Here is a 22,360-nt window from a genome sequence, read left to right as displayed (position 1 = left end):
GGAATTCTGGTTTCATGAAGCACCTATGAATGGCTAACTCTCTATTTTCATTTGTTCTGTCATAGTCAAGGTAGTTCTCGGTTTCTTGAGTTCGGTCCTCACAAGATAACTGAATCCTATTACCTGCAATATTTGCGAGACTAACGACGCAATGGCACACGCCATAGCACCATAAACTGCCCCAAATAATACAATAATCAATAATTGAACAACAATGATTACGGCCAATATGACCGCTGCTGCGCGGTCCCGGCCGAGGTTCTGCAAAGTCACGAAGAATGTTTGATTTACAACCGCCGGGATCGCGGCCAAGGCCAATACTGTAAGTACGTGACCCGAGCCCACGTAACTGTCACCTATCAATATCGGTACTAATACTGGAGCGCTTATTGCTATCAGAATAGCGATAAGAACTGCTGAGGCTGGCATCCAAACGGCACGGCGCATGCTCTGCCATGCATCCTTCATGTTTCCGGCATGAGCTACGAATGGTGCTGACGCCGAGGCAAATGCGCCGGCAACGATACTAATAGGCTGCGTCCACTTACTAACAGCTCCGTAGAGTCCGGCTGCAGTCGCACCACCAAAGAATTTCAGCAATGTTACATCCAGTCCCTGCAGGCTAATGAATATATTGGATGCACCAAAATTGACAGATCTGACCCACGGGTTCATCGCGTGCCATTGTCGCAAACTTGGACGCAATTCTTTCGGCGTTGATACGAAGGAATATATGGCTGCGACAATGGGACCTATAGACAGTGAAATCCAAAGTGAAGATGCTGAATCAACTCCGGAGAATGTGAGACATGTAAATACTATCAGAACGCAAATTCGGTCGATCAGCATCACAATTCCAACTATGTGGGCACGCCTGAGGCCACGAATTGGTGATTGCAGTGTCTGACCAGTAATTGTGGCAAACGCCAGGATAGCGCAGGGCCAAATTTCGCTACCGTCGAATAGGATACCGAAGAGCAGCCCCAATAAAATGCAAATGCTAGAGTAGATCAAAATCTTGGTCATCAATTGTCTCGATATCGATTGATGAGACTGATCTCCTCGAGCAATATCTCGGGTAATTCTTGCATTACTACCAAAATCGATAATGCCAGCAAGTGTAACGCCGATGGCTATCATCGAAACAACGCGTCCTAGCGATTCAGGATCTGTACCTCTGGCCGCAAGAACAAAGATGAGAGCTACCAGTAATTGAGCCACTGCTGCAGCCGCTGCCAGGGCCACTGATTGAAAACTAAGACTCCTTGTTTTCGGTGCATCCATTAGTTCGTCGACAATAGTTCGGAGGTAAATTGATCTGCCCCGAGGCCGGCCAACGGAGAGACCGTTCCTGATCGTTCCATCGATTTTTCGAGGGCAATTTTCAAGTCGTACATATCCAAGGGGCACCAAATGGCATTCTGTGGAATCATCTTCGCATCTTCCTTAAGAGTGATGGCACCAGCGGCAACCACATCGGTCCCTGCAACCACCGCCTTTCCCAGAATTCCACTTGGACTCTCGTTGCTGTGTGCCAATACAGCAGTGTCCACCGCTGCAATGGCGCTGTCCATTTCCAAGTCCGTGAGTATGCGATTTACTACTACAACTTTTACTCCACTTTCACGTAAATTATCCAAATATTCACCCGCCTCGTCCAAGGCCTCCTGCTGACATTGTCCCGCGATCAAAATGCCGATCTCAGATCGATGCAATAGAGCTATGCTTTGAGCAATAAGTGAGAGATTTTTCCTCATGTCGACATTGCCGAAGATCCCAAACCAATGTTTAGAATCTTCGATTTGCCACGATTCTCTAATTGACCTTATTGATTCACTCGTTGTAAAGGAAGATACCGGATCTCGTGCAACGGAATAATTCGACACGCCCTTCCAAGTCGAGGATTTGAGTATTACTATTTTTACAGAGTTCATTCGTGATGCCATAGTAAAAATTGACTTTTTGAGAGAATTATCTACCCACACACGCACGGGGTTGCTTCTATTCTGCGAGCGTTCTCGCATGATCAGAATAGATAGACGTCCGGCTCCCCGCCATTTACCTTTCCTGATCAATCGGCGAGCGAATATATCTCCGTCAGGGATAACCGTGAGATCGGCACGGAATTTCTCGGAGATTGATTCGATCGATGATAGATCGTTTGAAGTTGCAATGTACATCGATATTTGCGATTCAAAGTGTTTAAGATGGAGCTTATATTCAGGACAGTTAAAGGATTCTCTCGTGAGGCCGACGGCAACCGTGTCGCCGCGTTTTAGTGCCGCCTCTATGAGGAGCCGGACATAGTAGAAACGATGTCCCGTTCCTACAGGTTCATAAATTAGTACCCGAATTTCGCTGTTAGAATTCATCACTAGCTTGAAAACATCTTTCTTTAAATCTTTGGAGTGCCCCTACATTTCTTAATTTAACATTGAGTTGGCGGCAACTGGAGGTGAATAAACGGTAGTATACCAAACACTTGTCATTCTTTGAATCTAAAACGTTCGCCGACTAGTACAGGCGGATTACCCGAGTAAATGCTGTTTGCAGGAATTGATTTTTGTATTAGGCTCATCGGTCCGATAAGGGCGCTTTTACCTATTCTTACCCCGCCCGTAATCATCGTTCTTGAGGTAATCCAGACACCGTCATCTATGTGAATCGGTGAGGTGATGAGCCTCATGTCACTTCGGTGTGCGTGGCTCCCGGTCGTCAAAAAGGATTCCTGCGACACAACCACATCGTTGCCGATAGTTACAAAGTCTTGGTTGTGTATCCAAACCCCCTCTCCTATCCAACTTCTGTCCCCGACAGTTAGTTTCCAGGGAAATTTCACTCTCGTACGCTGTCTAAATACAACACCTTGACCGACGCGGGCCCCGAAAAGTCTTAGTACGTGGATTCGAAGTTTCGAGCTGACTTGCCAAGCATTGGTGACGAAGAGGAGTTCACAGACGGCCCAGGCATAGACCATAATTCGAGGCTTGTCCCAAGTTTCGCGCGCACCAGGTGCTGCTGAAAGGTCAATGATGGGGACAACGTTCGCGATGGGTGCCCGATTCCGCTCGTCGCTTGCCATGTTTTCCCCAGTTCGTAGTTGTGTCAGTCAGAGAGATGCCCGCCCTCTATTCTTGCATGTATGAAGTCGTCTAGCTCGAAACATCGAGTCACCATAATCGGCCTTAACTACGCTCCAGAGCCGACTGGCATCGCCCCTTATACCACAAGACTCGCTGAGTTGTTGGCCTCCCAGGGACACGCAGTCCAGATAGTGACGGGGTATCCCCATTATCCCGCCTGGAAGCTCGCCAAAGGCTACTCTGGCTGGCAGTGCCACGAAACGAGGAATGGCGTGGCTGTCACAAGACTCCGCCATTTCATCCCGAGTAACCACTCAAACTTTAACCGAATGCATATGGAACTTAGTTTTGGCCTTCGGTTGTTGTTTGCGCGGTGGAACACGCCCGATGTCGTGTTGCTGGTTAGTCCATCACTCTTTGCCAGCGCCTTCGGTCTTTTTAGGGCGAGGCTGGGGATATCCAGGCCAGCTACTGGCGTGTGGGTACAAGATATCTACACCCGGGGGCTTGCAGAGACCGGTTCCGGAAACTCAATTCAGACCAGACTCATGAAGCTGTTCGAGGGATTGGTCTTCAGGTCGGCTGTAAAGGTCACGGTCATCCACGACCGATTCAGGGACTACCTAGTGAGTGAGTTGGGCGTGAGGAGTGAAAACGTTGGGGTCATAAGAAACTGGACCCATTTGAAGCCGGTCGAGGCCTTAGACCGGTCCGCCACAAGGCAGACACTGGGCTGGGGCGATGAGACTGTAGTGCTCCACGCTGGCAACATTGGAGTAAAGCAGGCACTGGAGAATGTTGTCCTAGCGGCCCAAAAGGCCGATGACGTCAGCGCGAAAGTAAAATTTGTGCTGTTGGGGAGCGGGAATCAACGCGAGAAAATTCAAGAACTGGCCATGGGCGTCGAGAGAATCGAATTCCTCGCACCAGTTTCTGATGAGGAGTTCAATGCGGTGCTGCATGCCGCTGACATCTTGCTAGTCAATGAGATGCCCGGGCTTAGGGAAATGGCAGTACCGAGCAAATTGACTTCATATTTTTCCACCGGGCTCCCTGTTTTGGCCGCAACGGAATTTAACAGTACAACCGCGACGGAAATCGCATCCTCGGGAGCAGGATTGCGCATTAGTCCGGGGAGACCCGCAGAACTCCTTGAGGCCGTCATAAACCTCGCCGCGGACTCAGAGTTGGCAGAAAAACTGGGGCAAGCCGGGAAAAACTACGCCAAAAATGTTCTCTCCGAGGAAGCGGCTATAATTCAGTACAGCGCATGGTTGCGCGAACTCGCCACAGCCAAGTAACGCGGGCTTCACCGCCGGACGGCTGAATCAGTACAAAACACTCTATTTAGGGGGAAAAGCGTTGACGAAGCGCGCGCTCATCACGGGCATCACCGGGCAAGATGGTTCATATCTTGCCGAGTTTTTGCTCAAAAAAGGTTACGAAGTCCATGGCCTCATCCGCCGCGCATCGACCTTCAACACAACCCGCATCGACCACTTGTATGTCGACGCTCACAATCCTGATGCGAAGCTGTTCCTGCATTACGGCGACCTGAGTGACGGCGCACGTCTTGTAACCCTGCTTGCTAGCATTCAGCCCGACGAGGTTTACAACCTCGCAGCGCAGTCTCATGTGCGTGTGTCATTCGACGAGCCTGAGCACACCGCTGACACAACCGGTGTTGGAACCGTCCGACTTCTCGAAGCCCTACGTATGTCCGGCGTGAATGCCCGGTTCTACCAGGCATCGACCTCAGAAATGTTTGGGGCAACTCCTCCGCCGCAAGGCGAAGACACTCCGTTCTACCCTCGCTCCCCCTACGGCGCGGCCAAGGTCTACAGCTACTGGATCACAAAGAACTACCGCGAGGCTTACGGACTTTTTGCCGTCAACGGAATCTTGTTCAACCACGAATCACCACGACGGGGCGAGACCTTCGTAACTCGAAAGATTACGCGTGCAGTTGCCGCCATCAAGGCCGGCAAGCAAAACGATCTATACATGGGCAACCTGGATGCTATCCGCGACTGGGGCTATGCCGCCGAGTACGTCGAAGGCATGTGGCGCATGCTGCAGGTCGACGAGCCCGAGGACTTCGTCCTGGCAACCGGTGTGGGCTATACCGTCAAGGATTTCCTGCAGGTCGCATTCGACCACGCCGGTTTAAATTGGGAAGAGCACGTCAAATTCGACGACCGATACCTCCGGCCCACCGAAGTTGACGCCCTGATCGGCGACCCGTCAAAGGCCCGCGCAAAGCTCGGCTGGAAAACAACTGTCGAAACACCTGAACTGGCACGCATCATGGTGGATGCAGACATTGAAATCCTGAAGAACGCCGGCAGCCACTGGGTGGATTCGGTGGACCTGGACAGCTGGAAGAACTAGGCCATGGACGTCAATTTCACCCCGGCCGCCCTCGACAGGGACGCCACGTTCTATGTTGCCGGCCATCGCGGCCTGGTCGGCTCGGGTATCTGGCGCAAGCTTGAATCTGAAGGCTTCACCAATCTTGCAGGCCGTACATCTGCAGAGCTCGACTTGAAAGATCGAGAGGCCACGTTTGCCTTCTTTTCTGAGACCAAGCCCCGCTACGTAGTTCTAGCTGCTGCCAAGGTAGGTGGAATTCTCGCCAACAGCACCTACCCAGTTGACTTCTTGAGTGACAATCTCCGGATCCAGGTCAACGTGCTTGACGCAGCGCGCGAACACGGCGTCGAACGCTTGCTGTTCCTAGGCTCGTCCTGCATTTACCCCAAACTGGCTGAGCAGCCAATACGTGAGGACTCACTGCTTACCGGTCATTTGGAACCCACCAATGACGCTTATGCAATCGCAAAGATTGCTGGCATTCTGCAGATTCAGGCCGTACGCCGCCAATATGGGCTACCCTGGATCTCGGCCATGCCAACCAACCTCTATGGCCCTGGAGACAACTTCTCTCCCAAGGGATCGCATGTCCTACCGGCACTCATCCGCCGTTACGACGAGGCCGTCAAATCCGGTACACCGACGGTTACCAACTGGGGCACTGGCTCGCCCCGACGCGAGTTCCTGCACGTCGACGATATGGCGGCCGCCTGTCTGCACCTCATGGAGAACTACGACGGTGATGCACAGGTAAACGTGGGTACCGGTACCGATGTAACCATCAAGGAACTGGCGGAAGCCGTAGCAGAGGCAACCGGATATGCCGGCAAGATGGAATGGGACACGACCAAGCCCGACGGCACGCCGCAAAAGCTCTTGGACGTATCCAAGCTAGCCGACGCTGGCTGGACATCGTCAATCAGCCTCACAGACGGTGTGAAGACCACCGTCGAGTGGTACCGAGCTCACTCGGAATCAATCAGAGAGTAATGTAAGTTCGTACCTCAGTGAAAACGGCGGTCCCTTCTCCAGAGGCCGCCATTTCATCGAAACGAATTCAAACGCCCAACAACTCGGGATGCTACCCGGCTAGGAAGATATGGACCAGGTCGAGACGCTGACCATGCGCGAAGGGGTCTTGCTGACTCACGCCTTGCTGGCCTATTTGGCATCCGAAAACGGCATTCGAGTTCTGTTCGTAAAAGGTCCGGGCGTTGTGTTGCAAGGGCTCCGCGAAGGTCACCAGTCCACTGATGCCGATGTCCTTATTGAGCCACAGAACTTTGACCGGTTTCTGATACTGATCGAGTCACGTGGGTGGCTTCGCCGACCAACTGATCCTGACGGTGGACGTTTCCCTAGCCACTCTGTCACCTATTACCATCCGCAATGGCCCAACGACATTGATGCACACAAGTCATTCCCGGGTTTCGAAGCTGATCCGGCCACCGCATTTGATGTGTTTTGGGCGAGCCACACGACTGTGCCCATGGCCAACAGAGACATTCCCGTCCCCTCGGTCGAGGCTTCAAGGCTTATTTTGGCAGTTCACTCGCTACGGTCGGATTGGAGACCCAGAGAGCAACGCGAGTACGACTTTTTGCTCGGCTTGGAAGTCTCTGACCAAAAAGGATTCCTGTCGATCTGTACTGAAGTCGGCGCCCTTGCAGCGACGAGACCATTCATTGCCGCGAAGTTTGGAGACGATGTGATCTCGGAATGGCCGGACCCTTCGCCCGACTGGCTTTTCCGTCTGTCCGCTAAGACTGGCGGACTCGGAAGGTGGCACATGCTGCGGAAGACCCCGTGGCAGAAGATGCCTCGAACCATTTGGCGAGATCTCTTTCCGCCAAAAGAAGTCCTCCTCATGAATGACCTCTACACAGATACCACAGTTATCGGTTTGGCGAAGGCGTATTTTGCCCGCTTCGGGTCTGCCATGCGCACTCTTCTAACAATCCGATCAGAATAGAATGTCCGACCCGCTCAAATAACGAGCGGATCGGACACTTAATCTAGGAGCGCTATTCGCAGTTCGTTGTTTGCTACTACAGAACGGTAATTCCGACGGTCGAACTTGCCGTGTTATTAGCAGCGTTGGTATCGTTCGCGGCCAAAGATGCATCGATTGTCTGAGGTCCAGTCAACACACCCAAAGGCAAGGAAACCAGACCCAAGTTAATAACCTCACTTGCGCCTGGAGCAAGAACTGGCAAGATGATTGTGGCAGTTGTACCGAGGATCGTGATCGTTGCGAGTCCGTCAGCGGATACCAGCGTCAGCTGGGACAATGTTGACGGGAACGTAAGCGTCAATACTTCTCCACCCGTTGATGCAGAGGTACCAAGATTGGTCACTGTCAGGGTGTTTGCCAATGTCACATTTGCATTAAGCAGGCTACCCAATATGCCGACAGTGAGTATCTGGGACCCTCCAAAAGCAATTCCAAGGTCTGTCGAGGCGGTTGAGGCGCTCGCAGCCGGCGCGGCGATTGCTGCGGCGATGACAGGAACGGACCAGGCCGCGCCCTTGACGATTGCGCGGCGGTTGCGCGGCTTGTTGGCAAAATTCTACTGTTCGAGTTCAGGCACGAACTCCCCCTAAAAGTAGAAAGCGTATTGACCGTCCCCAAATGGATGGCCTAAACGAATTCAATCGTGGGGATTAATGGTTTACATCAGGAAAACAAAAGCCTGTCGCGAATAGTGCTCTTTGATGTCGCGGAATGTCGTTTTACGTGCCGGCGTGCGTGATTACGAGAGGGCTTCCACTTCCCTGCGCGTTGCCCGGGAGCGCGACCGCAGCTCGCTGGGATGCCCTAACTGAGCCTCCTGCAGGGTCCGGCGCATCTGCACCAGTGAGGAGAAGCCCGCATGCTCGGCAATCTTTTCCAGAGACAGCACTTCCAGCTTCGGGTCCTTCAGCAGCCTCAGGGCCAGGTCAATGCGGTGGCTGCGGATTACCTCGGCAATGGCGAGGTGGTGGCGCTTGAAATCGCGCTGGAGCTGCCGCAGGGATACGGAGAGCTCGTGGGCCAGGCTGGCCGGCGTCAACTCCCTGTTGCCCGCCGTGGCCGCTATGTACGCCATGGCCTGGTCAAAGATGCTCTTGCGGCCCGAGCCGCTCACCACGGCACCCAGGTTTTCCAGAAGAATGCCGCCCACCATTTCGTGCAGCAGCTTCTCCATGAAGTACGCCGCCACGGACGGAATGTCGCCGTCCTGCTCCAAGGCCTGCTGGATGAAGCCCAGCGTGGGAGGCAGCATGGTTGCCACGGAGTTCAGCTCGTGGAGGGTGGGAGACTCTGTAATTCCAAAGTCACGCAAAACCTGCAACGGCAGCGTGATGGAAACCAGCACGGCGTCTTCAGCAATGTCCATTTGGAAATTGGTGGACCTGCTGTACATCCAGGCGCTGCCGGGCCGGGCAACCAATTCCTGCTCCGTGTAATCTTCCATCAGGTCAAGGCGGCCGTTCTGCACGTAGGCCAGGATCACGCTGTCATGCCCGTCCGGCTGGCCCATGACATGGCTGCTGCCGGCAGTGATGGCAAGGCTGAAGATGCCCGTTTCGCCAAAGTCGATGCCGCGGATGGCGAACTGCTGACCCCTGCTGGGTTTCAGGTTCAGGCCATAGGAAGGCGTCAGACGGGCCAGGCCCTCGCGATGCGGCACACTGCCGGAACGCATGACTGAAGACGCAAAAAACCTGTGTGCAACCAAATCCGTCCCCCGGGATGATTACGTGAGGCGCCCCCCAATAGAGCGCCTGAGGCAACCATATATGCACCCGGGATTTACGGCACTATGTACTTTTGTTTGTGTCAGTGCTAGGACTCAAACTGGGTACCAATTACGGGGTTTGACTGAGTGCATCCTCGGCTGCCACCCACGCCAGCATGGCGCATTTCACACGGGCCGGAAATTTGGAAACGCCGGAAAGTGCCGCGGCGTCGCCCAGAACTTCCTCATCGGCCTCCAGCTTGCCGCGGGAACGCATCACCTCGCGGAAATTGCCGATCATGGCCTGGAACTCCTCCGCCCCCAGCCCCACGATCTGCTCACTGAGGATGGACGCGGAGGCCATGGAAATGGAGCAGCCGTCCCCCGCCCAGTGGATGCCGGAAATCTTCTTCTCCGCGCCCGTGCCCTCGGTTTCGAGCCGCAGGGTGATCTCATCCCCGCACACCGGGTTGAGCTGGTGGCACTGGCCGGTGCCGGCGGGCAGGTCCTCCCCCGACAGCTGGTTGTTGGGCAGGTCCGCCCCGGTGCGGGCCTTTGCCTGCTCCAGGATGATTTGTTGGTACAGCGAATCCAAGGCACTCATGCTCTTATGCTCCCGTGATGCCGAAGTAGGGGCGCACACCCGCCACGGCGGCCAGGAACGCATCCACCTCCCCGGTGGTGTTGTAAAGGTACGTGCTGGCGCGGGTGGAGGCGCTCAGCCCAAGCCGCCGGTGCAGGGGCTGCGCGCAGTGGTGACCCACGCGCACGGCGACGCCGGCAGCGTCAAGGAACTGGCCGACGTCGTGCGCGTGCACGCCGTCCACCTCAAAGGCGGCCAGGCCGGCGCGCGCGGTGCCGGCGGAGGGGCCAAGCACGCGGATGCCGGGGATGGCCTCAAGTCCCGCCACCAGGCGCTGGCCCAGGGCTGCCTCCCACTCGTGGACCCGGTCCATGCCGGTCTCGCTGAGGTAGTTGACGGCGGTGGCAAAGGCCGCGGCCTGCGAGATGGCCTGGGTGCCGGCCTCAAAGCGCTGGGGTGAAGGCAGGTAGCCGGCCTTGTCCATGGTGACGGTGGTGATCATGGAGCCGCCGGTCAAGAACGGCGGCATGGCGTCCAGCAGCGCGGCCCGGCCGTACAGGGCGCCAATGCCCGTGGGGGCCAGCATCTTGTGGCCGGAGAACACGGCAAAGTCCACGTCCAGGGCCTTGACGTCCAGGGCCAGGTGGGGCGCGGACTGGCAGGCGTCCAGCACCACCAGGGCGCCGACGTCGTGCGCCATGCGGGTCAGCTCCACCACGGGGTTGATCACGCCGGTGACGTTGGAGACGTGGGTGAAGGCAAACACCTTGGTGCGGTCGGTGAACAGGGCGGCGGCCGCCTCCATGTCCAGCGTGCCGTCCTCCATGATGGGGATGAACTTCAGCGCGGCCCCCGTGCGGCGGCACAGCTCCTGCCACGGGACCAGGTTGGCGTGGTGCTCCATCTCGGTCACCAGGACCTCGTCCCCCGGGCCCACGGCGAACTGGCGGGCTGCCTCTTTGACGGCGCCGACGCTGGCGTTGCCGAAGGAGTAGGCGATCAGGTTCAGCCCGGCGGTGGCGTTGGCTGTCCAGACCAGCTCATTTTCCTGGGCGCCGATGAACGCGGCAACGGTGGCGCGGGCATCCTCGAAGACATCCGTGGCGGCCACGGCCAGGGTATGGGCGCCGCGGTGCACGGCGGAATTGCGCTGCTCGTAAAATTCCTGTTCAGCTTCCATGACGCTGATGGGCTTTTGCGAGGTAGCGCCAGAGTCCAGGTACACCAAGGGCTTGCCGTTGACCTCCTGGTCCAGGATGGGGAAGTCGTTGCGAATGCGGCGCACCTCCGCATCGGTCAGCGGGCCGTCATGGAAGTGGTCAGCGGATTTCAACACCAAAACTCCTTAAGCGCGGTGTCCCGCGGGGTGGCGGGGCGTGTTGGGCGGGCGCAATTACGGCACATCCAACAAACCTAATTATCGCACCGATTCATTTTTGGCCGTAGTAAGGGTTTCCTTGGGTTCCTTGTTCATCCAACAGGTTCAGGAGGTAGCGTCTGCAGCCGCTGGCAAGCAAGGGCTCGGCGCAGCAGTCCAATTCGTCTCCGAAGCTACTTGGTCACTGTCCCTTCAACCCATCCGTCCCCGGCTCGAGCAGGTTCGGCAGCCATTGCAGCTCGCCAGCTGCAAGTCTGTCCCTAGTGGCAGGGTTCTGGCCCATCGGAATTATCGGAGTTCCTTAATGTGCCGGCGCATGGCCTTGCGGACTACACCCCGGGTTTGAGGGTCCTGCAAAAGGTCCTGCCAGCGTTTGCCTGGGCTGGAGGATTCTCCCCGCATCCATTCGTGAACGGCCTCCAGTTGGGCTGGGATGTCTGTCGCCGTTGCCGCACGTTCGTCACACCATTCCTCTATGAGATCGGCTTCTTCAAATTGCTCAACGGTGGCGCGCTGGTAGTCCGCGGTTGGGACCACCACACGGCTGTTGTGATGCACCCACCGTTGCAGGAGGAGATCGACCCCCACCTGGGACATGGATGCGATCCGTGTTGCAGAATTTAACGCAGCCTCCTCCACGAGGTGGGGTTCATGGAGCTGGGCGACATAATTGGTCTGGCCGATCAGGACCGGCAGGGGCATTACTTTGAACCGGCCATTCCACTGGCTGAAAGGGATGAAGTCAAACTCTTGAACTTCTGCAACAAGGAGCCGTGGCACCAAGTTCACACCATCTATACGAAGAGCACAGGGATGTTGCAGTATCAGGGCAGTTATTTGTGCGCCCTTATTCCCAAGCACACTAACGTTTGTGAAAACGTCGCCGGTGAAAATCGGCCTCGACCCTGAGACTTCATCTCCCCTTGCCCGGTACAAGGAATCCCAGTCGGGATCTTCCTTGGTACCGGGCGCCTCGAGGTTTTGTTTCAACATTCCTAGCCTTTCGACCGTATGGAAATATTTCCGTCTTCCGCTCGGAACGTCTCAAACTGCGACTCATAATTGACTCGCCAGGAAGCATCAAAACGCGTCAAGGCGTCCTCTGAGGTGAGCTGCCCACTGGCGTACTCCAACACCAGAAAAGCCTCCCCCGCTGCCCAAAGGTCAATAGGCGTCACAGGGACATCGCCTATGAGCGGAGTCTCGAACCAGGATTCAATCTCCTGGATGTCGTACTTGGATGCGATGAGGTCCTGCGCTGCCACCAGGCTGGCAAGCCGACTTCGATTGTCCCCGGACGCTTTCTCTCCCCTCCGCCACTTCTGAACCGCCGGGACGCTCACGCCAATCATTCGCGCGATGTCCCTCCACGCGAATCCTTGCTCGGCAAGAAGTTCCAGAAGTTCCTTGACACTTGTGGCTGCTCGATTTGTCGTGAGAATTCGCCATTCATGGACCAAGGCATCTATGTAATTCGCACGAACGTCATTACTTAGTGTCGTTGTACGTGAAACAAGGACACCTGCCCGTTCGGTATTTCTAAGCGCGGTGAATCGTGTGGGTGCATCAATAAGTGGCAGAGCAACACTGGATGCCGTGGATCCCGGATCGACGCCGTATGTTTGCCGGGTTGGCGCGAGATTGGTCATCGTCATTTCCGGAGCACCTCTTCCCGTAGTTTTTCTGTTATGCAATTTTCGAACATTTCGCGCACGGGCGCGTGCAACGCTTCTCCATACTCTCGGAGGAGGTCCATCGAGAAAACTGGCACCTCGACCTCCGGAACCCAAAAGCTATCCAGATCGAGCATGAAGAATTTTCCCGGATAGGCCGGAGTCTTGTGTCGGAGCTCTCCACTGGGATCGATCGCATATCCATCGCCCGTTGCATGCCGTACAACTAATGATCTCCCTGCCGAAGGGCCATATACGGAAGCCCCTTGCCATTGGTTGAGCGGCAGATCCGGGCTGGCCTGAACCTGCGGGCCCAAAAGCGAAGGAATCAGGTACTCACTCCAATTGGGATCGTCGACCCCGAAAATGCGGATCTCATCGATGTACCTAAGTCCGATTCTCTCCACACCATCGATGGGCGACGACTCATGCCGTGCCTCGCACACCGCAAGCAGGATTTCACTGAGCACTTCCCAGCCTGGATATTGAGTGGTTTCGACAATGATCGCGCCCTGGAGAAGCGATGCCGCAATGGTCATCTTGCGGTCGAAGTATTTTGGATACTCTTCTGATTGTGCGTGCGGAACCGCACCTGCTGGCCCAATCTCGACCATCTGCGTGATTGCCTGCTGGGAACGCATCACCGGCAATAGGCCCGCGAGCCGTTCCTTGATCAAGGCTCTTTGCCGCCCGTTTAAAGTCTCCGTTTGGGGATGACGAAGCTCAAACGACACTGAAACAAGCGGCGCATTCGGGTAAACCTCACGCTCTTTCATACCCTGATGATACCCATACTGAAACCAAAACGGTAACCTATAATTCGCCCTACCCGTCCCTCACCTCGAGCAGCTCCGGCAGCCACTGAGCGTGTAGCAGCCGGCTCGCTGCAGAAGTGCCCATGCTGACTCATTGTCCGCGCCGTGCATGCCTCGCCGTTTGAGGAGGTCCATTTGCTCCAGAAAGGTTCTGTGTGGCTTTGGATCCATCCCCATATTCTCCTCGTCAGTGAAAAGTAAAGACCGGCCCTGGACCCCTCGGGGGGGCGGAGCCGGTCGTGTTGACACCAATTTACCGTAGTTGTCGCCTCGAACAGGCGATCTGCTCCTGGGTTGGTGTTGCCCATTGGCGGGGCCACTATGGCGGGGTCCCATCCATGGGCCAGGCCGACATCCCGCCGGGCGCGGGATTGAGCTTCAAAGATTTCTCGCCTGGTTCTTCGCCAGCGCCAGCTGGCACCGTTGGGCTACCGTCCGCCCCGGCTGAGCAGGGCATGCTGGTTAACTTGCGAGCTTGTTCGCTTGCAGGAGCAAATGGATTGCTTCGCGCACCAGCTCGCTTTCACCCTTGCCAGAAATCTGGCGCAGCCTCGCCAAGGCCGCGTAGTCAACATCCGGGATCCGTCCTCTGACGGTGGGTGAGAGGCCCCCCTTTTGCGTCTCCAACACGCGGTCGTCCGGCTCGGATTGCCCGATTAATTGCCTCCTCGCTGCCATACTCCGCAAGCATCAATTCATGTCCGGCATCGGCCGCGGCAGCCCCGCGCAGCGGCGGCTCCGTGGCCACGATGGGACCATCCCCATGCAGTTTCTCAATGAGTGCTTCGTAGTCAATCGTTGACTCAGTCATTTCTGGTACTCCTCCCATAAACGGCGAGATTTTGGCCCGAGTTCCATCGCATGGAAGATCTCCGCTATGGCGGTGGCACCTGCAGGGCTTACTGGCTTCGACGTAAAGATCAACGCCCTAACACGACGTCAGCCTCTGTCTGCTCCTCGGCTCATCCGCATTCGGCTAGATTTTCCGGCGGCCAGTCCAATGTTTCATCAGCAGTTCTTGCCCCTGCTGCTCCGTCATTTGGGCAATTTGTTCAGGGCCAAGGTTGAGCTGGTCGCTGAGGGCGGCCTGAAGCCAGTCCGGCATGGCAGGATGCTTGGGTGGTTCGGCGGCGGCCTCAACGGATTCGTAGAGACGTCCCATCTGGGTGATGACGTCCTTGAGCGGCTGGAGCTGGGGGTCGTCCCCAATCCGTGCGACGCGGGCCATGAGTTCCTCGTAGACCTCGCTGTCGGACCGGACGCCCACGGCCCATACCTCGGAAATGTCAAGGATAAGTGTGCCGTCGGTGTCTTCGGTGACGCGCCAAACAATGCGCCAATGCCGGTCACCGACAACGAGTTTGCGGAAGCCAATCAAGGCGCCCAGCAAGGGTTCACCGGCGTTTGGCGACCGCTCCAGGAGCAGCATCTTCTTGAATACGCTCCGGACGATGTGGGGGTCTTTCTTGGCGAGGCGGTGCAGGTCGGCAACGGCATCCTCGGTAAGCCGGACCACGCAGACGCGCTTCGGATGTGTCGTCACGCCCGTCCTGCCGCGATGTCGGCGGCAATCTCGGCTTCCAGCTCAGCGCGGGTGAAGCCGAAGAATTCCATGGCCTGGTCGAGGTCGGTGCGGACGCCTGTGTCTGTGGCGAATCGGGCCATGACAAGGGCCGCGTCGCGAAGAGTGTCACGGTCACGCCGCAGGCTGGAGATTTCCTCCGCGGACACCACTTCGGCGACAACTTTGCCGTGTCGGGACAGGGGCACGTCGTGTCCGGCTTCAGCCGAGGCAACCAGCGAGGACAGCCCGGCACGGGATGCTTCAGTAATGGTCATGGTGCTCATACCAAAACTATACAGATTTCTGTGTAGTTTCCCAAGAGTGTCTCACAGCCCGCTTATTCCGCGGTGTCCCGATTGCTGTGGCCGTGGTGCACCAGCAAGGCAATTAGCCTCTCCCCCCGGCGCTGCCAACGGCAGACGGCATGGCGGCGAACCGTTCCAACCCCACCGGTTTCCCAGCCAGCAACTCGCGCGCCCTGCCACGCGGCGTCACGCGTGCGCCGGACTGACGGCGAGTATCGCGCATGCATGAAACTCCTTGGCTGACGGTCAAAGTCATGCGCAAGACCCAACGCGGGTTCTGCGCAAGTCACCTCACGCCGAACCCACGCCGAGTCCGTCGCATAAACGTCAGCCCCCCGCGTCAATTATGCTCCTGACCCGTGCTGGGTTTGGCGCACGTCAACTTATGCGCCACACCCAGCGTGGGTCACGCGCATAAGTTACGGGGCCGGCGTGGCCGGGATCCGGAACGCGGCGGCGCGGCTACCCATCCCTGGCCTCGAGCAGTTCCGGCAGCCAGTCCGCGTGGAGTTCCTCGCGGCTGCCCACACCCAGCTTCGAATAGATCCTGTACAGGTGGCCCTCCACGGTGCGCTGGGAGATGGTGTAAATCTCCGCAATGTCCCGGTTGCTGCGGCCCTCATGTACCAGCAGGGCAATCTCCCGCTCGCGCGGCGTGAGGCCGGCCGCAACGGCCAGCTCGGCCACCGGGGCACTGCCCACGGCCTGCAGCGGGAACTTCAACTCGCGCAGCTCCACCATCACCCCTGCCCGGCCCTTCGCATCCCCGCGCTCCGTGTAAATCCGCAGCGCATAGGCCAGGGCCTCGGCGCCCAGCACCGCATTGTGCGCAGCCTGCGGCATGGCCGCCACCCGTTCCAGGGCCACGGGATCCCCCGCCAGCAGCGCGTGCGCCATGCGGTGCATCATGGCGGCGGCCGGACCGTCTCCCTCGCGGCTGATGTCCGCCATGCGCTGGAGCATCTCCGTGCAGCCGGAACGCAGCAGGATGTCCAGGATGGCCAGCTCCACGGCCGTGGACCCGTGGTGGTGCGCCTTCTCCGCCAGCCCCTGCAGCCGGTGCCACGCCTTTTGGGTGGCCCGTTCACCCTGCGGGCCCGCGGTCATGGCCCGGGCCCCCACCGCGTACGACCTCGACAGCAGCCACAGCAGCCCCTCCCCCACGGACTTCTCCGCATGCCCTGCGGCAAACTCCGCCGCCAGCGCCGCCGACTTTTCAACGTCCCCCGCCAGCGCACACGCATACGCGGCACTGGCCTGGGCAAACGGCAGCACGCGCACCGGGTCCGCATCACCCAGGGCGGCCAGGCCGGAATCGAACTTCACCAGCGACTCCCCCAGCCTGCCGGCGCCCATGGCCGCGAGCGCCTCCACCAGCCCCACCACGCCGTCCAGGTTTTCCCGGCCAAATCCCTGCAACCCCGAACTTCCCGGCACGCCCTGCCCCTGCGGCCCCTCGGCCTTGATCTCCCGGGCCATGGCCAGCGCCTGCCCGTGGGCTCCCGTGGCGAACAGGAACAGCAGGTGCCACCCAGTGAGGATGTTGCCCAGCACGCCCAGCCGCCCCGGATGTTCGGCCAAAAGCTGCCGCGCCCGAACAAAGTCCTGGTGGGCGCGGGCGTCGTCGCCCTCCATAGCGGCGTCCTGGGCCAGCAGCGCCGTGGCCGCAAACCGCACCTCCGGGTATTCCCCGTCCCGCCCTGCCTGCTCCAGCGCCGCCCGCTGCCACCGGTCCAGCTGCTCCCCCGCATTGATGGCCACCAGCGCATCCACCAGCCCGGCCCCCTCCATGCGCGGCACCCGCAACTGGGCATACACCGCCCGCCACGCAGTTGCCGCCGCCTCCAGCTTCGCCGGGACAAACCCCTCCAACACCCCAAGCACGACGGCGAGCCCCGCCACCGCGTCGATCCCACCCTTGGTGCGTGCCTGGTTCAGCAGGGGTTCCACGATGTCGCCGGCCTGCGTGTAGTGGTGCAGGGCGATGTGCGAGAGCGCCATTTCCTGCCGGGCCGCGAAGTCCAGGTCCGCTCCAGGGTCTGCACCCAGGTCTGCGTCCGGGTTCGTGACGGCAGCGGCGAGCCGCAGCGCCAGGGTGGGGTTGTTCCGGGCGTTGGCGATCCGGGCTGCCTGCAGCAGCTGCCGGTCCGAGATGTGGCTCCCCGTGTCCAGGCTCCACCGGGCCCGGCCCAGCAGGGCGCCGCTGGTCAGCGGCGCGGTCCCCTGGAGTTCTTCGACGCGTTGTTGCAACTGGCGGCTGCGCCCCGGAGGGATCCGCTCCCGCAGGCCGTGGCCCAGAACGGGTGCGGCCAGGCTGACCAGGCGGCGGGCCTGGTCGTTGATGGTTTGGGCTCCTTGTGCCGGGGGGCGGGGCGTGTCCAAGGTGAGCAGGCCGTCCGCCACCCTGCGCATGTCCACCGCGGGGAACAGCGAGCGCAGCAGCCCCAGCGGGACCGGCTCAGCCAGTGCCACGGTTTCCAGCAGCCCCTGTTCCTCCTCTGTGAATTCGCGCAGCACGGTCACGGCCAGCTCGCCCAGCGGTTCCGTCAACCGCGATGCCGCAGTCTCCCATGCAGCCGGCTGCAGTGCCACGGCGTACGGCTGCACCAGTTGCAGTTCGGCAGCCCGCGTACGGGAAAAACGCCACACCCCGTGGTGCTGGCCCAGCGCGCCGGCCTGGAGCGCTGCGTCTATCACGGCCTGCAGGAACAACGGATGCCCGCCGGACACCCCGGCCAGCGCGTCCGCAGTGCTGGCAAGCACCTTGCCGCCCAGCCGCGACTCGCAAGCGGCGTGGACCTGGGCCGGGCCCAGCAGCGACAGGTGGTGCTGGGCCAGGAGGGTGTCGTCGGTGAAGAGCAGGCTGCCGGCCACGGGGCTGCTGCCCGGGCGGCACAGCAGCAGCATCTTCACGGTGCCGGAAAGGGCCAGCTGTTCCAGCACGGCGCAGCTGGCGGCGTCGATCCACTGGGCATTGTCCACCACCAGCAGCGGCTCGGCACCCCTCTCGCGGATGTGCGACTGCAAGCTCGAATGCATGGCCTGGACCATGCCGAACGTGGTTCGTGCCAAGGCCCCGTCCAATGCCATCGGGTGGCCCGCCGGCCACTCCGGGCCCGACCCGCCGCCGGCCTCCCCCGGCGTTCCGCGACTGATTGCCTGGCTGTTTCCCTTGCCGTTTGCCTGGCCGCTGCCGCCCATGGCGAGGAACAGTTCCAGCACGCCAAACGGCACGCCGGCCAGCAGCTGGTGGGCCTGCAGCCACCGCACGTCGCGGCTCCCCTCCAGGGCGGCCCCGGCTTCCCGGCCCAGGAACGACTTCCCCATGCCGATCCCGCCCACCACCAACGCCCCGGCGAGCTGCGGCTCCGCCAGGGTGGACAGGATGGCCCGGGTGCCGCCGTCGTGCATCAACGGCGCGGCGGCGGGAAGGACAGCGGCGGCAGGCGGCCTGCGCCCGGCAAGTGTTGCGGGAAGCGTGTGGAGCACCTGGCTCACCCCCCAACGAGGTCCAGCAGCGGTCCCAACTCTTCGCGGTTGGTGACGTGGAGCTTGGCGTATGCCTGGTAGAGGTGGCCCTCCACGGTGCGGACGGAGACGCCCACGGATTCGGCGATGTCCCTGTTGCTGGCACCCGCCGCGGCCAGGGCGGCCATGGCGGCCTCGCGCCCGGTGAGCCGGGTCCGCAGCCGCGTGCCGGCGAGCTCCGGCGGCAATTCCACCAGGCGTTGGAGCTGGTGCCGGACGCCGCGGACAGACGTGGCGGGGGCCAGGGCCAGGGCCTGCCGGGCGGCGGCGAGCGCCAGGGCCGGGAAGTCCATTCGGCTGGCCAGTTCCACGGCCTGCACCAATACTTCGCTGTCCTGCGACAACAGTCCCTTGGCGTAGACGCCCACCGCCTCGGCCAGCGGGCCCTGCTGTTCGGCCGCGGCGTGGTGGAGGGCGGTGCAGTCTTCCTTGCCGCGCGCCTTGGTGGTGTCCTTGCTGCTTTGCGTCCGGAGCTTGGTGAGGAGGGTGAGCATGCGCTGGAGCGGGAGGTCATCTTCCGGCCAGGTGTCGAGGATTTGGGAAGTTGTCGGGGCTGCGTTGGTTGTTGCCGTTGGTGCCGTCTTGCTTGCGGTCTGGGCGGCCAGGCACTGGGCCAGGGTCCGGTACAGGGCCGGAACCGCGGGGCTGGCGTGGACCGCGTTGAGGAGGGCCACGACGCCGTCCGGCGAGCCGGGAGCAGTGTCCGCACCGGCCATTGCAGTGGAGGGGCCGCGCGTCGTACTGGCGGCACGGTCCGCGGCGGAAGCACGGCCTGCGGCGGAGGTGCCTCCCATCATGGCGAGGCAGTGGCTGACGGCGATCCTCGCCACGGCCTCCCACCCCTGCTCCGGGGTGCGCGACAACTGTGCCGCGCCCCTGTCCAACAGCTCCAGGGCCTGATCGTAATGACCGCGGAATGCCTGGATGAGCCCGTGAGCCACCTCAATCGCGGCGCATTCGGCACCCCCGGCCACCACGCCCTGCTGGAGGCAGTCGGCCATGAGTTCGTCCAGCCTGCGCCATTCGCCGCCGGCCACATAAACGCGCATCAGGCTGCCCACCAGCCCCGGGCCCACGCCCGTTCCCAGGGCGGTCCCGAGGGCGGCGGCCACCTGGAGGGCGTCGTCCTGGTGCCCAGCCAGGGAGAGCGACTCCGCCCGGCGGCCCGCCAACACTGCCTCCTCCGGCAGGCACGCGGCGAGGTCGGCCGGCAGCGCCCCGGCCACGGTGTCCGACACCCAGCCCGGGCTCGCGGCCACCTCCGCCGGCAGCACACGGTCCGGCGATGCCTGCTGCAGCACCCGAGCCAGCGCCGGATGCGCCACGGTGAGGAGCTGCCTGCCGCCGCCGGCAAAGCGGAGATCGCCCGATTCAAACAGGGCATCCACCTCCTCCGCAGGGAAGCGCTCCAGCAGCGTGGACACCGGAATGCTGCCCGCCTGCCCCACCAGGTCAAGGATTTCCCGGCTGCCGTTCGTGGCGTTCACCAGCCGCGCTGCCTGTGGCGCTGCCTGCTGTGCCGCCTGAGGTGCCGCCTGAGGCACGACGGCGGCGCCCGCCGGGTGTGTTTCGAAATCGGCGGTGAAGGCCGAATTAAACGCTGTGTTGACGGCCGTGTTGAAGGCCGTGCCGGATGCGGCGGCAGGGCCGTTCCACACCCAGATGCCGTGGGTCCGCAAAAAGGCGCCGTCTGCAACTCCCTGGTGCAGCAGCGCCTTCAGCTGGAACGGGTTCCCGCACGACTCCCGCCATAGCAGGCTTGTCACGGCCAGCGAGCACGGGCCGGCCAGCTCGCTTTGGACGAAATTGCGGGTTTCGGCCGCGTCCAAGGCGGACACGTCCAGGCGCAGCAGCCGGCCGTCGCGCCACAGCCGCGAAAATTCCTGCGGCAGGGCATCCACCCTGCGGCAGCCCAACACCAGGCGGATGTCGCCGTTGGCGGCGAGTTCGGAGAGGGCCAGGGCGGACCAGCTGTCCGCGTTGTCGGCGTTGTCCACTGCCACCACGCATCCGTCTGTGAGGTTTGCCCTCAGGGCCTGCATCACCACGCCTAGCAGTGGGCTGCCCGGGGTGGTGGACGGGATAGTGGGCGGGTTGCCGTACGGGGCTTCCGTCGGGGTGCCATACGGGGCTTCCGACGGGGTGCCGTACTGGCTGCCAGCCGGGGTGCCGGCCGGACCTCCAGCCCGGCTTGGGTCCAACGGCGACGCCGGCCCCATCAACAGACTGAGCATACCGAAGGGCACCCGGCTGGCAAAGGGAGTGCCCCGCAGGTACTGGAACGCAGTGCCGTCGGGCAGGCCGGCCAGCACCTGGTGAATCAGCGCTGTCTTCCCCACGCCGCCCGGGCCGGTGACAACCGCCCCCAGCCAGCCGGCGTCGTGCATCAAGGCGTCAAGCGCAACGGCACTCTGGAGGGTGGCTGAGATGGTTGGGGCGGCATTTTTACTGGGGGGAGCCGACGACGGCTGGGGGAAAGCCTTGGTCTCAAAAGGCTTGTCCGCCGCCGGCTCCGAATCGGGAGCTTGGCGTTTGCCACCAAGCTTTTTCTTCCGCCGGTCTGCCCGCACGTCAGTATTTGCCTTCTGCAGCTGGTGCGCCCCGGGGCTCTGTATTCCCCCAGTGAACTGCACCACCGCGTGCGTTGATTGAGACATCTGAGACCTTCTCACGCTTCATGTCCGGTGGGATGACATAAGTAAACGTCTGTATAGGTCCCCGCTGCACCAGTGAGCTGTACGTGTTTTCACAGGAAATTCCAAGCCCTGGGGGGCCAGACTACTTGGACAGGTACTTGTTTTTTCGATTTGGACTACTTGGTTTTTGGGCTGATGGCGGCCGGGCTGGTGCTCATGGTGCCCGTGGGGCCAGTGTTATGGTCACCAACGGACTAAGTGAGTGGTGCGAGTACGCAAGTGTTTGGGCCGTACCCGTGCAATGGTGGAGGGCCCTTGGTTCCTGCTTGCTCGCAGCCCTCCCGGGATTCGGTGGTGCAGCACCTGCGGGGTCGCCGCACTCCCGGCCGCCGAATTTCCCCTCGAGTCAGCAGCGATGGCGACTTAGACCCGTCCTATGTCGCCATCGCTGCATACTCACCGGCCAGTCGGTGTCTCAAAGGTGCCGATCCGATCCTCGGCGACCACGACGACCCACCGTATCTGTACCTTCGGAGTCCGTTTGCGCCTCCTCCCCACCATTGCTGATTCGATGGTGCAGCACCTGCGGGGTCGCCGCCCTCCCAAGAATCGACGGTGCAGAAGATGCGGGTTGGGCACCGAAAAGGTCGCAGGAGCTGCACCACCGATTGTCGCGGGCTCCATTTCGGCACTCGGCGAT

Annotated in this window: 17 protein-coding genes; 4 read left to right on the top strand and 13 right to left on the bottom strand. The window is 60.3% G+C overall.

All coding sequences use genetic code 11. From position 1 onward, the window contains the following. Positions 1-33 precede the first annotated feature (33 nt). Together LPN03_RS06010 and LPN03_RS06005 are read right to left on the bottom strand one after the other, a co-directional pair. The gene (locus LPN03_RS06010; protein ID WP_262453512.1) at positions 34-1,284 is read right to left on the bottom strand and encodes a lipopolysaccharide biosynthesis protein; all 1,251 of its coding nucleotides are present in this window, start codon (positions 1,282-1,284) and stop codon (positions 34-36) included. Beyond that, the gene (locus LPN03_RS06005; RefSeq protein ID WP_262453511.1) at positions 1,284-2,372 is read right to left on the bottom strand and encodes a hypothetical protein; all 1,089 of its coding nucleotides are present in this window, start codon (positions 2,370-2,372) and stop codon (positions 1,284-1,286) included. The genes LPN03_RS06010 and LPN03_RS06005 overlap by 1 nt, the downstream gene beginning before the upstream one ends. Before the next feature lie 770 nt (positions 2,373-3,142). On the opposite strand from LPN03_RS06005, the gene LPN03_RS05995 reads away from it, so the two are divergent. The 4 genes from LPN03_RS05995 to LPN03_RS05980 all read left to right on the top strand — a co-directional run bounded on the left by LPN03_RS05995 (position 3,143) and on the right by LPN03_RS05980 (position 7,428). Further along, the gene (locus LPN03_RS05995; protein ID WP_262453509.1) at positions 3,143-4,384 is read left to right on the top strand and encodes a glycosyltransferase family 4 protein; all 1,242 of its coding nucleotides are present in this window, start codon (positions 3,143-3,145) and stop codon (positions 4,382-4,384) included. A gap of 61 nt (positions 4,385-4,445) precedes the next feature. Next, a complete protein-coding gene (gmd, locus tag LPN03_RS05990) occupies positions 4,446-5,474 on the top strand; it encodes a GDP-mannose 4,6-dehydratase (protein ID WP_262453508.1) in 1,029 nt (342 codons plus the stop codon). 3 nt (positions 5,475-5,477) lie between these two features. Then, positions 5,478-6,446: a GDP-L-fucose synthase family protein gene (locus tag LPN03_RS05985; RefSeq protein WP_262453507.1), complete on the top strand. Its 969-nt coding sequence runs from the start codon at positions 5,478-5,480 to the stop codon at positions 6,444-6,446. Positions 6,447-6,555: 109 nt separating this feature from the next. Then, positions 6,556-7,428 carry a nucleotidyltransferase family protein gene (locus LPN03_RS05980; protein ID WP_262453506.1) on the top strand — a complete coding sequence of 291 codons (873 nt, stop codon included), beginning with the start codon at positions 6,556-6,558 and terminating at the stop codon, positions 7,426-7,428. 76 nt (positions 7,429-7,504) lie between these two features. On the opposite strand, the gene LPN03_RS05975 is transcribed toward LPN03_RS05980, so the two are convergent. The 11 genes from LPN03_RS05975 to LPN03_RS05925 form a co-directional block, all read right to left on the bottom strand. Beyond that, positions 7,505-7,861, bottom strand: coding sequence for a hypothetical protein (locus tag LPN03_RS05975; protein WP_262453505.1), 357 nt, complete (start codon positions 7,859-7,861; stop codon positions 7,505-7,507). 348 nt (positions 7,862-8,209) lie between these two features. Next, on the bottom strand, positions 8,210-9,145 hold the full coding sequence (locus tag LPN03_RS05970) for a helix-turn-helix domain-containing protein (RefSeq protein WP_262453504.1): 936 nt from the start codon (positions 9,143-9,145) through the stop codon (positions 8,210-8,212). 163 nt (positions 9,146-9,308) lie between these two features. Continuing rightward, positions 9,309-9,782: a Fe-S cluster assembly sulfur transfer protein SufU gene (gene sufU / locus LPN03_RS05965; RefSeq protein WP_262453503.1), complete on the bottom strand. Its 474-nt coding sequence runs from the start codon at positions 9,780-9,782 to the stop codon at positions 9,309-9,311. Between the two features lie 4 nt (positions 9,783-9,786). Continuing rightward, the gene (locus LPN03_RS05960; protein WP_262453502.1) at positions 9,787-11,097 is read right to left on the bottom strand and encodes a cysteine desulfurase; all 1,311 of its coding nucleotides are present in this window, start codon (positions 11,095-11,097) and stop codon (positions 9,787-9,789) included. A gap of 330 nt (positions 11,098-11,427) precedes the next feature. Continuing rightward, positions 11,428-12,132: a hypothetical protein gene (locus LPN03_RS05955; protein ID WP_262453501.1), complete on the bottom strand. Its 705-nt coding sequence runs from the start codon at positions 12,130-12,132 to the stop codon at positions 11,428-11,430. 2 nt (positions 12,133-12,134) lie between these two features. Further along, on the bottom strand, positions 12,135-12,794 hold the full coding sequence (locus tag LPN03_RS05950; RefSeq protein WP_262453500.1) for a hypothetical protein: 660 nt from the start codon (positions 12,792-12,794) through the stop codon (positions 12,135-12,137). Then, entirely contained in the window at positions 12,791-13,588 is a 798-nt protein-coding gene (locus LPN03_RS05945; protein WP_262453499.1) for a TIGR04255 family protein, read from the bottom strand. Before LPN03_RS05945 ends, LPN03_RS05950 begins: the two co-directional genes overlap by 4 nt. 1,015 nt (positions 13,589-14,603) lie before the next feature. Next, positions 14,604-15,170: a type II toxin-antitoxin system RelE family toxin gene (locus LPN03_RS05940; protein WP_262453498.1), complete on the bottom strand. Its 567-nt coding sequence runs from the start codon at positions 15,168-15,170 to the stop codon at positions 14,604-14,606. Next, positions 15,167-15,475 carry a type II toxin-antitoxin system Phd/YefM family antitoxin gene (locus LPN03_RS05935; RefSeq protein WP_262453497.1) on the bottom strand — a complete coding sequence of 103 codons (309 nt, stop codon included), beginning with the start codon at positions 15,473-15,475 and terminating at the stop codon, positions 15,167-15,169. The genes LPN03_RS05940 and LPN03_RS05935 overlap by 4 nt, the downstream gene beginning before the upstream one ends. Positions 15,476-15,958: 483 nt before the next feature. Further along, positions 15,959-18,994 carry a helix-turn-helix transcriptional regulator gene (locus LPN03_RS05930; RefSeq protein ID WP_262453496.1) on the bottom strand — a complete coding sequence of 1,012 codons (3,036 nt, stop codon included), beginning with the start codon at positions 18,992-18,994 and terminating at the stop codon, positions 15,959-15,961. Next, a complete protein-coding gene (locus LPN03_RS05925; RefSeq protein WP_262453495.1) occupies positions 18,991-21,681 on the bottom strand; it encodes a helix-turn-helix transcriptional regulator in 2,691 nt (896 codons plus the stop codon). The genes LPN03_RS05930 and LPN03_RS05925 overlap by 4 nt, the downstream gene beginning before the upstream one ends. Positions 21,682-22,360: the final 679 nt, after the last annotated feature.

This window comes from Arthrobacter sp. A2-55 (assembly GCF_025548615.1).
Classification (GTDB): Bacteria; Actinomycetota; Actinomycetes; order Actinomycetales; family Micrococcaceae; genus Specibacter; species Specibacter silviterrae.
The sequence above is the reverse complement of the archived record's forward strand: the minus strand, read 5'-3'. Positions and strand labels throughout refer to the sequence as shown.